This window comes from Vibrio sp. 1151_11 (assembly GCF_029478525.1).
GTDB classification, from domain to species: domain Bacteria; phylum Pseudomonadota; class Gammaproteobacteria; order Enterobacterales; family Vibrionaceae; genus Vibrio; species Vibrio anguillarum.
On sequence record NZ_SHMN01000006.1, the window covers coordinates 140,985 to 155,443 of the forward strand.

Sequence of the window (14,459 nt, forward strand, 5' to 3'; positions counted from 1 at the left end):
ACAGTCAGTCTACGTTGTGACATATCACCAGCATGGATTGCCGTTATGCCTTTTCAGTCTCCCCTCACCTTTACTGACACACAACTCACTATCGGCGAGCTTAAACAACAACTTGAACAGTTCACTCAGTATCAGAAACATCAATTTTTGCACCACCATCCGGTCAACGACCTGGTATTAGGCCGCTCTGAATATATGGACCAACTGCTCTACAGGTTATGGGAACATTATTCATTTTCGCAGGTTCCAGACATCAGTTTAGTGGCCGTCGGAGGCTATGGCCGCGGTGAACTTCATCCTCTTTCGGATATCGATATTCTGGTCGTCTCCAATCATACTTTACCCGCTGAACTCGGCAGTAAAATTAGTGAATTTATTACCCTGCTGTGGGATTTGCGTTTAGAAGTAGGCCATGCCGTGCGTACCGTGCAACAGTGCGCTGAAATTGGCCGTGAAGATTTAACCGTCGCAACAAACTTACAAGAAGCTCGGCTATTATGTGGTAGCGAAGAGACATTTTATAAACTCAAGATGTTGATTCATTCCGAATCGTTTTGGCCAAGCGAAACCTTTTACCGCGCCAAAATTCAAGAGCAGCGCGACCGACACGCTCGTTACCATGACACCACTTATAACCTTGAACCCGATATCAAATCGACTCCTGGAGGCTTGAGGGACATTCATACTTTAAGCTGGGTCGCTAGACGTCACTTTGGTGCAACATCACTGTTTGAAATGAGTCGTTTTGGTTTTTTAACTGATGCTGAATATCGTGAGCTAGTAGAGTGCCAAGACTTTTTATGGCGCGTGCGCTTTGCGCTGCACATTGAATTAAAACGCTATGACAATCGGCTTATTTTTGCTCATCAAGCTCAAGTGGCAGAACATCTGGGCTTTACGGGTGAAGGGAATCGCGCAGTCGAGATGATGATGAAAGAGTTCTACCGTACGCTACGTCGTGTTGCAGAACTCAACAAAATGCTCCTGCGTCTGTTTGATCAAGCCATACTCAATAACGGCGAAGAAGCCGTGGCAGAAATTTTAGATGATGATTTTCAACGTCGTGGCAACTTAATAGAAGCTCGTAAACCCGCGCTGTTCCAAGCTCGCCCTGAAACGATCTTAGATATGTTTATTCATATCGCCAATGATTCCAGCATCGAAAGCGTCGCACCCACAACCATGCGCCAGTTGCGTACAGCCAGAAGGCGGCTCAATAAATTCCTGCACACCATTCCCGAAGCGCGTGAGAAATTCATGGCATTGGTACGTCACCCTAACGCACTACATCGTGCGTTCAGCCTGATGCATAAATTAGGCGTGCTCGCCGCTTATCTTCCCCAATGGAGCCAAATTGTTGGACAAATGCAGTTCGACCTATTCCATGTTTATACGGTCGATGAACACAGCATTCGTCTTCTCAAACACATCAATACCTTTAGCTACGCACAAAATCACGATAAACACCCCATCTGTTGCGAAGTCTACCCACGTCTCCAGAAAAAGGAGATGCTGATTCTGGCCGCTATTTTTCACGACATTGCCAAAGGGCGTGGCGGCGATCACTCTGAAATCGGTGCGGTAGAAGCCTATAATTTTTGTATTGAACACGGTTTATCAAAGCCTGAAGCAAAATTAGTCTCTTGGCTGGTACAAAACCACCTCTTGATGTCGGTAACGGCGCAAAGACGCGACATTTACGACCCAGATGTCATTACCGAATTTGCCAAAAAAGTGCGCGATGAAGAGTATCTCGAACATCTTGTTTGCCTGACTGTCGCGGACATCTGCGCTACTAACCCTGAGCTTTGGAACAGTTGGAAACGCACCTTGCTGGCAGAGCTATATCACTCAACACAGCGGGCACTTAGGCGTGGGCTTGAAAACCCGGTAGATGTGCGCGATCGCATTCGCCACAACCAACAAATGGCATCCGCATTGCTTCGTAAAGAAGGCTACAGCGCACGCGAAATTGAAGTGCTTTGGCAGCGCTTTAAAGCCGATTACTTTTTGCGTCACACTCACAAGCAGATCGCTTGGCATTGTGAGCACCTACTCAAACATAGCGACCCAAGCCAACCGCTGATCCTGATGAGCAAAAAAGCCACTCGTGGCGGCACTGAATTGTTTGTTTACACTAAAGATCAACCCGCCCTCTTTGCGACTGTGGTTGCTGAACTGGACCGTCGAAATCTCAATGTTCATGATGCGCAGATCATGTCGAGTAAAGATGGCTACGTCCTTGATACCTTCATGGTACTGGATCAAAACGGCCATGCAATTGACGAAGAGTGTCACCCATCGTTGATCAAACACCTACTCAGTGGGCTAGAAACGGGTTGGCAGAACAAACTGAAATTGCGCCGCACGCCACGTAACTTGCAACATTTTAAAGTCAAAACTAAAGTCGATTTTTTACCCACCAAAAGCAATAAACGAACCTTAATGGAATTAGTCGCACTTGATACTCCGGGACTGCTGGCAACGGTCGGAGCCACATTTGCTGACTTAAACATTAACCTGCATGGTGCAAAAATCACCACCATTGGCGAACGAGCAGAAGATTTGTTTATTCTCACCGGTTCGCAAGGCGGAAAATTGAGTGAAGAAGAAGAGTGCACGTTACGTGAAATGCTGATTAAAAATGTTTCTGAACTCGCGCCAAATTAAACGGAAAAGGAAAGCGATCTGGTCCACAACTTGAACCATTGATATCACGATGAACTATCTCGGGCGAGCATGGACTGCTACATTGAAATGGTTCATTGATGTGTCACAAAATACAATAGAGGTTGCCTATGTATCCCTACCTCACCGGTTTAGGCATTCAAGATCCTAAACAGATTGAGCGCTATTCACTTCGTCAAGAAGCCCATAAAGATGTGTTGAAGATTTACTTTCATAAGCAGAAAGGCGAGCTGTTCGCTAAAAGCGTGAAATTTAAATACCCTCGACAAGTAAAAAATGTATTGGTCGATAGCGGCAGCCATCAATACAAAGAGGTGACGGAGATCAACCGTAATTTAACCTTGGTGATTGATGAACTAAATAAAATCACTAAGCCGGTTCCTATGAGTGATCTCGATCTGAAGCAAAAAATATTGACTGACTTGCGCCATTTGGAAAAAGTGGTCACGAGCAAAATCGCTGAAATTGAAGCTGACTTAGAGAAGCTAAAATAGTCTCAAGACAGTAAAGTAACTTTAGATACCCAGAGCATCGAATAACCCTGTTTCAGATAACTCTTCACTGATAAAAAAGGTTCCCAAAGGAACCTTTTTTGTTGCTAAGTCTAAGCCGTCAATCAATATTGAACGCTGACAATGTTATAACCAACCCGCCCAAAAGCCGACCCAATACAGCGCAATCGCGGATACAACACCTGCCACGATATCATCGAGCATAATCCCCAAACCACCATGCACTCGTTTATCTAACCAACTGATCGGCCACGGTTTGAGCATATCGAAAAAGCGAAACAGCACGAATCCAGCCACTAGCCATTTCCAATCTAAACTGGGCAATTCAAACAGTGGCACGACTAGCATTGTTATCCAAAAACCGGCAAATTCATCCCACACAATCGAACCGTGGTCATGCACTTTCATGTCGTCAGAAGTCACTTGGCAAATTTTCACGCCCACCAAGCAAGCCAGCACAACCACGGCACAATACACTGTGATAGGTAGCTGTACTAACAGCAAATAAAAAGGCACTGAGGCAAGCGTTCCCATTGTGCCGGGCACGATAGGCGATAGGCCACTGCCAAAACCCGTGGCCAAAAGATGCCAAGGGTTCTTTAATGAGATTAATGCGATAGGGTTTGTCATCCGTTCACCTTAAAATGATCATAGCCGCTTAACTGCCAATTGAGTTTTTTGCCTTGATGCTGGAGCTCGAAAATACCCTGCGGGCGAATTTGGCCAATGCAACTCACCTTACAACCACAATGAGCAAGCGCACTTTCGATGGAACCTCGGTTATGCTCTGGAACAGTGAAACACAACTCATACTCTTCACCGCTGGTTAGTGCATATTGCTGGGCTATTTGTCTCTCGCCCACAAACTGCAACAGCTCTTGCGAGATAGGCAACGCACCGACATCTAAACTCACCCCAACATTTGAACGATGCAAAATATGTTTGAGATCAGACACTAAACCATCGGAAATATCAATTGCAGAAGAAGCCAAATGAAGCAATGCTTGGCCAGCAAGAATTCTTGGCGTTGAGAGATAGTGACGCTTTTCAAGCTCTTGGGCAAAAGGTTTATGGCGTAAGCTTGGGTCAAGAATCACATCGAGCCCTGCTTGGCTATCACCAAGCTCGCCAGTGACATAAACCCAATCTCCCACTTTGGCTCCACTGCGCAGCAGCGCCAATTCTTGTGGCACAAAACCTTGTACTGTCAAGGTAATGCTCAGTGGTCCTTTGGTTGTATCCCCACCAATTAGCTGAATATTGTAGTAATTCGCAAGTTCGAAAAAAGCATCACAAAAGGGTTTTAGCCATGCTTCATCGACACTAGGTAGAGTGAGTGCGAGCGATACCCAAGCAGGCGTTGCCCCCATCGCAGCCAGATCACTGATGTTAGATGACAATGCTTTATGAGCCACCCAAGCCGGATTCGCATCGGTTAAAAAATGAGTGCCTGCGACTAAGGTGTCGGTACTGATGGCGATCCGAACATTTTCTGGTGCTTTGACCAATGCACAATCATCTCCTAGAGCAAGAGAGACATCTTTACGTTGTGACTGACGGTTAGAGAAATAGGTATCGATTAAATTGAATTCACCGAACATAAAAAATTCCCTGCCCTGAGTTTTTATTATGTACATCATTTCTCATCGCTTAGGGCTTTCGCGGAGAAAGATCCGTCATAAAAAAGGTCAGCGAATGCTGACCTTTTATTTTAAAACGACTTATTATTTTTTGCGTACATGTGGGGCGGCTTTATCAAGCACGCCATTCACAAATTTATGGCTATCTTCAGCAGCAAATACCTTTGCTAACTCAATCGCCTCATTGATGACCACTTTATATGGCACATCATCGCGACGAGTCATTTCGTACATGGCTAAACGAAGTAACGCCAATTCCATCATGTCTAAGTCTTGCATTGGACGAGACACGAAAGGACGCAATTTGCTATCTAGCTCTGTGTGGCTTAGCACTACACCCGTGAGTAGATCACGGAAATATGCAACGTCGGTTTCTGGAGCCGCTAACGCTGGCTCAGCAGCATGATGCTCTTCTTCATCATACTTACCACCCGAGAGGAATTGCTCTTCGATAGTGGCAACATTTTCTTTTGTAATTTGCCAAGAATAAATTGCTTGTAGCGCAAATTGACGTGCATTACGACGTGCGGCTGGTTTCACACTGGCCCCCATTAGGAATCGATTTCTGAAAGAACGTTAATCATCTCAAGCGCGCTTAGTGCAGCTTCTGCACCTTTGTTACCAGCCTTGGTTCCCGCGCGTTCAATGGCTTGATCGATGGTATCAACAGTTAGAACACCAAATGCCACTGGAAGGCTGTATTCCAGAGACACTTGCGCCAAACCTTTATTGCATTCACTGCACACATAATCAAAGTGTGGCGTACCGCCACGAATCACAGTGCCAAGAGACACGATAGCGTCGTATTTACCCGTTTTTGCTACGCGTTGAGCAGTAAGAGGTAATTCGACAGCACCAGGGCAGCGAACAACAGTAATATTGTCATCGCTAACTTGTCCGTGACGCTTTAAAGTATCGATTGCACCAGAAAGCAGGCTTTCGTTAATAAAACTGTTGAAACGAGAAATAACGATAGCAATTTTTGCATTTGGTGCGGGGAAACCACCCTCGATCACTTTCATAAGCCTTCCTTTAACTATATACACAAGTGAGAATCGCCGGATTCTAGCACAATTTTGTGAGCAATATCTAATGGAAATTCGGCTTAGACGGCAAACCAAGCGGCTAATCAGCGAAATAATAAAGGAAGCGTTGGGCTTCCTTTATTGGTTTTATTACGGTGTATTTTTAAATGTGACGTTAGGTTCTAAGCGCTAAAACGAGATGACGTTATTGGCAAACATACTCAGTCACATTCAAGCCAAAACCGCCTAAAGCGTGATACTTTTTATTGGCTGAGGAGAGTAAACGCATATCACGAACACCTAAATCCGCCAGAATTTGTGAACCAATCCCCACACGGCGTGAAGTGCCTTGTTTTTTCGCTAAAGTAGGCGCTTGGCCTTTGTCTTGTTGCTCAAACATTTTAACGCGGTGGATCAATAAGTCGCTCGACTCTTCATTACCTAAAATGACCAATACGCCGCCATCTTGGCCGATACGCTGCATCGCTTTATCTAAAGTCCAACTGCGTTCAGCATTGCGATCGCTACGCAGCAAATCGGTAAAGGTATCGTGCAGATGAACTCGCACCAATGGCGCTTGACCATCCAATGTTCCTTTTTGCAATGCGTAATGGATCTGATTATCAATCACGTCGCGGTAAGTGATCAGTTCAAATTCACCGTATTCTGTCGGCAACTTGCACTGTGCAACACGCTCAATGGTCGTCTCAGTATTGTTACGGTATTCAATCAGATCGGCAATCGTACCGAGTTTTAAACCATGTTGCTCGGCAAACACTTCAAGATCAGGGCGACGCGCCATGGTGCCATCATCATTTAAAATTTCGACGATCACAGACGCGGGCTCTAACCCCGCAAGGCGCGCTAAATCACAACCGGCTTCCGTGTGTCCAGCGCGAGTTAAAACGCCCCCCTCTTGCGCAGCCAGTGGGAAAATGTGCCCAGGTTGCACTAAGTCTGAAGCTTTCGCCTCTTTCGCCACCGCAGCTTGTACCGTCACGGCGCGATCGGCCGCTGAAATGCCGGTGGTTACGCCTTCGGCCGCTTCAATCGAGACGGTAAAATTGGTGGTGTATTGAGCATTATTATCCTGCACCATAGGAGCCAAGCCTAAACGCTGACAACGAGCTTTAGTCATGGTTAAGCAGATCAGGCCACGACCAAATTTAGCCATAAAATTAATCGCTTCAGGAGTAACGTGCTCGGCGGCCATGATCAAGTCACCTTCGTTCTCACGATCTTCGTCATCCATTAAGATGACCATTTTCCCAAGGCGAATATCTTCAATGATCTCTTGCGGGGTACTTATTGGCATACTCTATTTTCCTATCGCTGAACTATTTTCCGCACAGTCCCTGACTTAGATTTATCCACGACCGTGGTGGCATGGGACAATGCGCGGTTTACGCAAAACCATTTTGTTGTAAAAATGCTAAGCTAATTTTTGACTCTGGTGTCTCTTCATCTTGCTGGTTTTGCAGCAAACGCTCCATATAACGCGCGAGCACATCCACTTCCAAATTCACTTTACGCCCAACATGAAATGCATCAATGGTCGTTTCGGCAGAAGTGTGAGGCACTATGGTCAGCTTAAAGGCATTCTTTCTTAAATCATTCACAGTGAGGCTGATACCATCTACTGTAATTGAGCCTTTTTCAGCCACGTATTTATTCAATGCCGGTGGGATCGCTACCCAAAACTCTATCGAACGACCAACGGGATTACGTTCAATGATTTCACCAACACCGTCAACGTGCCCAGAAACAATGTGTCCACCAAAACGAGTGGTCGGCAACATGGCTTTTTCTAGGTTGACCTTGTCACCAACTTGATAGTGAGCAAACCCGGTTCTGTTGAGCGTTTCTAGTGAGAGATCCGCTGTATATTGAGTGCTGTTATAATCTACCACGGTCAAACAGACACCATTTGTGGCAATACTATCACCAAGTTTGACATCGCTCATATCAAGATGACCGACTTTCACGGTCACACTGATGTCTTCACCTTTGGGTGTAATCGCGGCAAGTGTACCTACCGCCTCGATAATTCCTGTAAACATGCTATTTATCTTTTATTTTAGGTACGGCAATGATCCGAATATCCGGCCCAACTTGTCGTACATCTTTGATGATTAACTCTAGCGTATCCGCCATGGAAGATAGCCCCAAAGCACCAAATAGCCCCCGACCATCACTACCCATGATTTTAGGCGCTAAGTACAAAATGATCTCATCGACCAATTGGGCTTGGATCAGTGAACGAGCCAGTGTGGCACCAGCTTCTACCCAGAGATGATTTATTTGTGACTGCTCAGCTAAATAAGCTAAGGTATCCGCTAACTCAAATTGTGTCTGGTTGCTATTGAGCAATGACGTATGTTCAGTGCCAAGCACCAATACTTCACCGGAATGTTGATACAGCTTTAGACCATCATGGAGTTGGTTTTGCCTGTCAAGAATGACTCGCACTGGTTGGCGTAACTGATGTTGTGGGTAGTTCACTTGCACTGATGGAGGCAGTTCATCCCAACGCACAGTCAATGAAGCATCATCTTCAATCACTGTTTTGCTGGTCGATAAAATCCCACCCGCTTTGGCGCGAAATTTTTGCACATCTCGCCGCGCGGCCGCTGAAGTGATCCATTGACTCTGACCATTATTGAGTGCCGTTTGTCCATCAAGACTTGCGGCCATTTTCAATTGGACAAAGGGCATCCCACTTGTCATGCGTTTAATAAAACCCGGATTGAGCGCGATGGCATCCGCTTCTAACAAACCGACTTCGACTTCAATCCCAGCGTCACGCAACATTTGAATACCACGCCCAGCGACTTGAGGATTCGGATCTTGCATTGCGCAAATCACTTTCGCCACTTTGGCGTTAATCAAGCCTTCAGCGCAAGGCGGTGTACGGCCATGATGCGAGCAAGGCTCTAAAGTGACATAAGCAGTAGCACCTTGCGCTTGCTCGTTTGCCATGCGTAAGGCGTGCACTTCGGCATGCGGCTCACCAGCACGAACATGAAAACCTTCACCAACAATCTGCTCTCCTTGAGTGATCACGCAGCCGACATTGGGGTTAGGTTGAGTGGTAAAAACGCCACCTTTGGCAAGCTCAATGGCTCGCGACATCATTTGATAATCAAAAGGAGTAAACATAAGCGATTAATCTTCCAGCTTCGCGATTTCTTCACCAAACTCACGAATATCTTCAAAACTGCGATACACGGAGGCAAAGCGGATGTAAGCGACTTTATCGAGTACTTTGAGCTGCTCCATCACCAAGTTACCAATCATTTTACTTGGGACTTCTCGCTCACCAGTAGCTCGCAACTGAGATTTAATCATACTGATTGCAAGCTCAATCGCATCGGCGCTGACGGGGCGTTTTTCTAATGCTCGCTGTATACCACCGACCATTTTATCTTCGTTAAACGGTTCACGATTTCCATTTGATTTGATGACTCTTGGCATCAAGAGCTCGGCCGATTCAAACGTGGTAAAACGTTCATTACATGCCAAACATTGACGGCGACGGCGCACTTGATGGCCATCAGCGACAAGACGAGAATCAATCACTTTGGTATCGTTCTCTGAACAAAAAGGACAATGCATATCACCTCCATAGCAATGAGCATCAGTGTACCGGAATTAGTACGCAAGTTGAACGCAAAAGGGGCATCAGCCCCTTTTCAATCTCTATTTTGTTAACAACCACACTTTGCGTTATCCATAACGAAAAGAACTTAACGGCGTGATAAGTAATTGGCTTTGCCAACCCACTTGTAACTGGTCAACTCTTCTAAGCCCATCGGCCCGCGAGCGTGCAATTTTTGGGTCGAAACGGCCACTTCAGCGCCTAAACCAAATTGAGCTCCATCGGTAAAACGCGTCGAAGCATTGACATACACTGCAGCAGAGCCCGCGGAATTAATAAACAGCTCTGCATTAAATAGGTCATTTGTCATGATCGCATCCGAATGGCTTGCATTGTGTTCACGCATATGTTGAATCGCTTGCTGCACGTCATCGACCACTTTGACGCCCAAAGTGTAACTTAGCCATTCGGTGTCAAAATCGCCTTCAACGGCCTCTCTCAACTGTTTCGCATGGCTCATGCAGGCTTGGGCTTTTGGCTCAACAACGAAGGTCACTTGATCATTAAGTCGTAGCACCAGTTTTGCCAAAAATTCACTGGCAATCGCTTGATGAACCAGCAAAGTATCCAGTGCGTTGCACGCAGAAGGGCGCTGAATTTTGGCGTTTTCAATTACCTCGACTGATTTGTCCAGATCCGCCGATTGGTCAACAAAAATATGGCTAATGCCAAAACCACCAATAATCACCGGAATCGTGCTGTTTTCTTTGCACATTTTATGTAGGCTAGCGCCGCCGCGCGGAATGATCATATCAACATATTCATCCAGCTTGAGCAGCTGTGAAACCAGTTCGCGATCCGGTTTTTCAATATACTGCACCGCAGCCGCTGGAAGTTGCGCTTTTTCTAGCGCCGATTGAATAACGTTGACTAGCGCCATATTGGAGAAAAAGGTCTCTTTCCCTCCCCGTAAAATACTGGCGTTACCCGTTTTTAAACACAATGCCGCAATATCAATGGTCACATTAGGACGCGCTTCATAAATAACGCCCACCACACCTAACGGTACTCGGCGGCGAGACAATGACAATCCGTTTTCAAGCACTCGGCTATCGATTTCACTACCGACAGGATCATTGAGATTAATCACATTACGCACGTCATTAGCAATGGCTTGCAGGCGCGATTCATTGAGCAATAGGCGATCAAGCATGGCATCGTTCAACCCGGCTTGGCGGGCCAGTTCGATATCTTGGGCATTCGCTTTTAAAATCGCGGCGCTCTGCGCCTCCAGTTCATCGGCAATGATCGCTAATGCATTGTTTTTTTGTGTCGTTGAAACGGTAGCGAGCTGGAAAGCGGCCTGTTTGGCGGCTTTACCCATTATGGTTAAATCCACTTTCTTTTCCTTACTATTCTTGGATCACAACAAGATCATCGCGATGAATGACTTCTGAGCCATAATCGTAACCTAAAATGCCTCCGATATCTTTGCTGTGTTTGCCCGCGATTTTGGCTAAGTCTTGGCTGGAATAAGCGGCGATGCCACGGGCAATTAATACGCCTTGTTTATCGGTTACTCGCGCCACTTCACCACGTGCAAAAGTACCACTGACATTCACTACCCCTTTCGCTAATAAGCTACTGCCATTCGCGACTACAGCGTTGACGGCTCCGCCATCAATGACAATGTCACCAGAAGCGGCAGGACCCGCTAAAATCCAGCGTTTGCGGTTTTCTAACGCTTCGGTACATGGCAAGAAACGGGTGCCTTGTGGCGCATCACTTAAAGAGTCAAAAATAACGTTGCTGGCACGCCCTGCGGCGATAATGACTTCAATCCCTGCACGACGAGCAATATCAGCGGCCTGAAGCTTAGTTGCCATACCTCCGGTGCCAAGCGTGGTACCACTACCCCCAGCGATTTTACGCAAGGTATCATCAATGGTTTTGACTTCTTTAATCAGTTCAGCGTTAGGATCTTTACGCGGGTCTGCGGTGAAGAGCCCTTTTTGATCAGTGAGCAGCAATAGTTTATCGGCACCACATAAGATACCGACCAAGGCTGACAAATTGTCGTTGTCGCCCACTTTGATTTCACTGGTTGCCACTGCATCGTTTTCGTTGACCACAGGAATAATATCGTGCTCGACCAAAGCATTAATGGTATCTCGCGCATTCAAAAAACGCTCACGATCTTCTAGATCGGCACGAGTCAGTAGCATTTGACCTATTTTAATCCCATAGATGGCAAAAAGAGATTCCCATGCTTGAATCAGTTGACTCTGCCCAACCGCAGCAAGCAACTGTTTGCTAGCCATTGCGTTGGGGAGTGCGGGGTAACCTAAGTGTTCTCGACCAGCGGCAATTGCGCCCGACGATACAATCACCACTGAGTGGCCTTGCTTTTTCAGTTCAGCACATTGACGGACAAGCTCAACCATATGAGCTCTATCTAACGCCAAAGTACCACCGGTTAATACACTGGTTCCTAGCTTCACAACGATTGTTTGAAGTTGCACCGCTTTTCCGCTTTGTTGATTCGTTGTCATGATTTCTTCTGAAATGGAAAACACATAAGAGCTGATGTTTTAGCAATCAAAGCAATAATTCACAAGTAGAAAAGGTGCTAAAAAGCACCTTTTTCATCACGAGGGTAAGGGGATAACGAAAATCAGACGAATTCAGCGGAATCTTGTGCAATCTCAACACTCAATTCAAAGCGCTCATAGAGACTCGCTACCAGTTTGGCATGAAACTCTTCTTGGGTGCGTTTGACTTCAGAAAATACGGATTTAGGAATTGCGTCAGCATCCCACGCGCCAGCCAAGTTGTAACGTCCTGTATGATACTTAGCCTCAAACCCTGATTCTTTCTTAGTAAGCTCCAGCCACCAGCCCCAAAACTCTCGTTTTTCTGGGGATTTTTTGTCATTAACGCAAGACGCAAGGCAATCAAATAAGTAGTGATCCTCACGACATTGGCCTTCTCGTAAATAAGGTCCAATAGCTTTTAAAGCAGACAATAAGCGATAATGAGTCGGGGTGTGGGTCATTTCTGACATATTGACTCTCCATTTCAATGTTAAGAACGATCATTATTTTTATTAATCATATGCTTGTTACCGCATACCAATATCATGCTTAACTAATTTAGTAGAAAAGTCACCTAAATAGCTCATCTTCTAACCACTTTATCGCTAAATCGAGGGATTGCTCATATCCTTGTGTAATTGTTTTGCTTTTTATCTGTTTCGCTTTGCCATATTCACTAAAAATTGCAACTAATTGATTATCTGAATAGGGTGAAATGGGATCACCTTCTAATCCTAAAGCCAAAATCGGAACTTTAGTTCGCCTACTGGTTAAAAAACCTTGCACTTTCAGTGACCACGCTCGCATCAACCCAGCAAGGCTATTAATATCCACCACGTCTTTACCTAAACGAGACGCCAGCACATCAATATACATTTTGGGCATTTTTTTCAATTTTTCTGGCGAAGCTAAAATATCGTGGATAGGTGCGCCTAATGAAACACAAGCCTTAATTTTATCTTGCTCTAGAAAAGAGAGCCTGATCATGGAGTTACCACCAAATCGAAATCCAACAAGCCCCACTTTTCGATGATCAACCCAAGGCAAGCTTTCCAGTTCATTGAGTACGGCTTGATGCAGACATGAAGAATCTTCAGTTAAGGGCCAATGAGAGCTATGACCTACGGAGGGCATATCAATGGTTAACATCGCAATATCTCTAGGCGCGAGATAATCTCTAAACAAACGCCACATATCCGTCTGCAAACTGTCTAAACCGGCGCTAACCAAAACGACCGGATGAGGCCTATCGGTATTGGGCAAATGCAAATTAGCGACTATTTTTTTGTTCTTATAGGGTACTTCAACCTGCTTAATCACATAACGAGTCAATTTGGCCGCTTCGTTATAAGCGCTGTTTGACAGTATCTGTGCCTGCAAGGATAAATTATCATTTTTTAGATGCGGATAACCAGCAATGCTAAAGCAGAGCGACGCGGAAAAAAGTTCATTGGCCGCCTCTTCGTCTTGCTTGTCATTAGCGCGCTTTTGGTGACGCATACCCAGCTTAGTCCACTCGTATGCCCAGTTACCACTGTGATAGCCCATAACCGTATCTAGCCAATCCGCTTCGGTTCGCGAATGTTTCGAAGAGGCAATGCGGGCGAGAACTTCTTCTTGCTCTACTGGATCAACACCTTGCCATATCCACTGTAAACGCCTGAGATTTCGATACCAAACGTACCCTTCTTGCTGTTTTTTTAGGTCCAAAATTTCTTGGCTGCTTGGCATATAACGGGTCAATGCCGAGGTTTCTTGGGCTTGCTTGTATTTCTGGAACAAGGTTTCAGAAAGGTTTTGGCTGTTAGATTCAGACATAAGTCGATTCAATTGAGAGCGGTGCTCTAATAGTAATAAAAAAAATGGCCCGATAAAGGGCCATTTTCAAATAAACGCAAAGAAAAACATTACTTTTGTTTACGGTTAATCGGTTCTGCGTATTGAATCGTCATATCCCATGGCTGCTCAATCCACGTATCTTGAGCAATATCCACAACATAATCATCTAACAAGCTTACGCCAGAAGGCTTCGCACACACCGCAATCAATTTCGCTTTAGGATACATTTCACGTAGCTTACGTGCGGTATCACCACTATCGACCAAATCTTCAACAATTAAGAAACCTTCGCCGTCACCTTCAGGTGCTTTGATCACTGTCATGTCACGCTGATGATCATGATCGTAACTTGAAATGCAAATCGTATCGACATGGCGAATACCTAATTCACGCGCCAATATGGCACCAGGAACCAGACCACCACGGCTCACCGCCCAAATACCTTTCCATTGCTCTGCAGGCATCTGTTTTTCTGCCAATTGACGACAGTAAGTCTGCATGTTGTCCCAAGTGATAACGAATTTATTGCTCATTGTTGTAAACCTAATTATTTAAATAATCTG

15 protein-coding genes are annotated in these 14,459 nt (G+C 45.5%); 2 read left to right on the plus strand and 13 right to left on the minus strand.

Annotated elements, in window-relative coordinates; translation table 11 throughout:
- Window positions 1-45 precede the first annotated feature (45 nt).
- Window positions 46-2,670 (plus strand): bifunctional uridylyltransferase/uridylyl-removing protein GlnD, encoded by a 2,625-nt coding sequence (glnD, locus tag EXZ60_RS06965; protein ID WP_277435487.1) that lies wholly within the window; start codon window positions 46-48, stop codon window positions 2,668-2,670.
- 128 nt (window positions 2,671-2,798) lie between these two features.
- Complete coding sequence (locus EXZ60_RS06970) at window positions 2,799-3,182, plus strand: DUF3461 family protein (protein WP_026027637.1); 384 nt, start codon at window positions 2,799-2,801, stop codon at window positions 3,180-3,182.
- A 144-nt stretch (window positions 3,183-3,326) separates the two neighbouring features.
- On the opposite strand, the gene pgpA is transcribed toward EXZ60_RS06970, so the two are convergent.
- The 13 genes from pgpA to tet(34) form a co-directional block, all read right to left on the minus strand.
- On the minus strand, window positions 3,327-3,830 hold the full coding sequence (pgpA, locus tag EXZ60_RS06975; RefSeq protein ID WP_047689286.1) for a phosphatidylglycerophosphatase A: 504 nt from the start codon (window positions 3,828-3,830) through the stop codon (window positions 3,327-3,329).
- Window positions 3,827-4,801 (minus strand): thiamine-phosphate kinase, encoded by a 975-nt coding sequence (gene thiL, locus EXZ60_RS06980; RefSeq protein WP_026027917.1) that lies wholly within the window; start codon window positions 4,799-4,801, stop codon window positions 3,827-3,829. The genes pgpA and thiL overlap by 4 nt, the downstream gene beginning before the upstream one ends.
- A gap of 123 nt (window positions 4,802-4,924) precedes the next feature.
- Complete coding sequence (nusB, locus tag EXZ60_RS06985; RefSeq protein ID WP_013856197.1) at window positions 4,925-5,392, minus strand: transcription antitermination factor NusB; 468 nt, start codon at window positions 5,390-5,392, stop codon at window positions 4,925-4,927.
- On the minus strand, window positions 5,392-5,862 hold the full coding sequence (gene ribE, locus EXZ60_RS06990; RefSeq protein ID WP_026027639.1) for a 6,7-dimethyl-8-ribityllumazine synthase: 471 nt from the start codon (window positions 5,860-5,862) through the stop codon (window positions 5,392-5,394). The genes nusB and ribE overlap by 1 nt, the downstream gene beginning before the upstream one ends.
- A 208-nt stretch (window positions 5,863-6,070) precedes the next feature.
- Window positions 6,071-7,180: a bifunctional 3,4-dihydroxy-2-butanone-4-phosphate synthase/GTP cyclohydrolase II gene (gene ribBA / locus EXZ60_RS06995; RefSeq protein WP_094129757.1), complete on the minus strand. Its 1,110-nt coding sequence runs from the start codon at window positions 7,178-7,180 to the stop codon at window positions 6,071-6,073.
- Window positions 7,181-7,268: 88 nt separating this feature from the next.
- Window positions 7,269-7,925 (minus strand): riboflavin synthase, encoded by a 657-nt coding sequence (locus EXZ60_RS07000; protein ID WP_096036634.1) that lies wholly within the window; start codon window positions 7,923-7,925, stop codon window positions 7,269-7,271.
- Window position 7,926: 1 nt separating this feature from the next.
- Window positions 7,927-9,024, minus strand: a complete 1,098-nt coding sequence (ribD, locus tag EXZ60_RS07005; protein ID WP_096036635.1) for a bifunctional diaminohydroxyphosphoribosylaminopyrimidine deaminase/5-amino-6-(5-phosphoribosylamino)uracil reductase RibD — start codon at window positions 9,022-9,024, stop codon at window positions 7,927-7,929.
- Window positions 9,025-9,030: 6 nt separating this feature from the next.
- Window positions 9,031-9,480 carry a transcriptional regulator NrdR gene (gene nrdR / locus EXZ60_RS07010; protein WP_010320136.1) on the minus strand — a complete coding sequence of 150 codons (450 nt, stop codon included), beginning with the start codon at window positions 9,478-9,480 and terminating at the stop codon, window positions 9,031-9,033.
- 131 nt (window positions 9,481-9,611) lie between these two features.
- Entirely contained in the window at window positions 9,612-10,862 is a 1,251-nt protein-coding gene (locus tag EXZ60_RS07015; protein WP_170889648.1) for a glutamate-5-semialdehyde dehydrogenase, read from the minus strand.
- A gap of 13 nt (window positions 10,863-10,875) precedes the next feature.
- Window positions 10,876-12,015: a glutamate 5-kinase gene (gene proB / locus EXZ60_RS07020; RefSeq protein WP_038148735.1), complete on the minus strand. Its 1,140-nt coding sequence runs from the start codon at window positions 12,013-12,015 to the stop codon at window positions 10,876-10,878.
- A gap of 122 nt (window positions 12,016-12,137) precedes the next feature.
- Window positions 12,138-12,527: a sigma factor-binding protein Crl gene (gene crl / locus EXZ60_RS07025; protein ID WP_026027640.1), complete on the minus strand. Its 390-nt coding sequence runs from the start codon at window positions 12,525-12,527 to the stop codon at window positions 12,138-12,140.
- A gap of 100 nt (window positions 12,528-12,627) precedes the next feature.
- The gene (gene frsA / locus EXZ60_RS07030) at window positions 12,628-13,875 is read right to left on the minus strand and encodes an esterase FrsA (RefSeq protein ID WP_019281101.1); all 1,248 of its coding nucleotides are present in this window, start codon (window positions 13,873-13,875) and stop codon (window positions 12,628-12,630) included.
- A gap of 89 nt (window positions 13,876-13,964) precedes the next feature.
- On the minus strand, window positions 13,965-14,429 hold the full coding sequence (gene tet(34) / locus EXZ60_RS07035) for an oxytetracycline resistance phosphoribosyltransferase domain-containing protein Tet(34) (RefSeq protein WP_010320141.1): 465 nt from the start codon (window positions 14,427-14,429) through the stop codon (window positions 13,965-13,967).
- Between the last annotated feature and the right edge of the window lie 30 nt (window positions 14,430-14,459).

Excerpts from the sequence above, each read along its gene's own strand:
- crl (WP_026027640.1), bottom strand. The coding sequence starts at position 12,527 with ATGTCAGAAATGACCCACACCCCGACTCATTATCGCTTATTGTCTGCT.
- ribD (WP_096036635.1), bottom strand. The coding sequence starts at position 9,024 with ATGTTTACTCCTTTTGATTATCAAATGATGTCGCGAGCCATTGAGCTT.
- EXZ60_RS07000 (WP_096036634.1), bottom strand. The coding sequence starts at position 7,925 with ATGTTTACAGGAATTATCGAGGCGGTAGGTACACTTGCCGCGATTACA.
- ribE (WP_026027639.1), bottom strand. The coding sequence starts at position 5,862 with ATGAAAGTGATCGAGGGTGGTTTCCCCGCACCAAATGCAAAAATTGCT.
- glnD (WP_277435487.1), top strand. The coding sequence starts at position 46 with ATGCCTTTTCAGTCTCCCCTCACCTTTACTGACACACAACTCACTATC.
- proB (WP_038148735.1), bottom strand. The coding sequence starts at position 12,015 with ATGACAACGAATCAACAAAGCGGAAAAGCGGTGCAACTTCAAACAATC.
- thiL (WP_026027917.1), bottom strand. The coding sequence starts at position 4,801 with ATGTTCGGTGAATTCAATTTAATCGATACCTATTTCTCTAACCGTCAG.
- nusB (WP_013856197.1), bottom strand. The coding sequence starts at position 5,392 with ATGGGGGCCAGTGTGAAACCAGCCGCACGTCGTAATGCACGTCAATTT.
- nrdR (WP_010320136.1), bottom strand. The coding sequence starts at position 9,480 with ATGCATTGTCCTTTTTGTTCAGAGAACGATACCAAAGTGATTGATTCT.
- frsA (WP_019281101.1), bottom strand. The coding sequence starts at position 13,875 with ATGTCTGAATCTAACAGCCAAAACCTTTCTGAAACCTTGTTCCAGAAA.
- pgpA (WP_047689286.1), bottom strand. The coding sequence starts at position 3,830 with ATGACAAACCCTATCGCATTAATCTCATTAAAGAACCCTTGGCATCTT.
- ribBA (WP_094129757.1), bottom strand. The coding sequence starts at position 7,180 with ATGCCAATAAGTACCCCGCAAGAGATCATTGAAGATATTCGCCTTGGG.
- EXZ60_RS06970 (WP_026027637.1), top strand. The coding sequence starts at position 2,799 with ATGTATCCCTACCTCACCGGTTTAGGCATTCAAGATCCTAAACAGATT.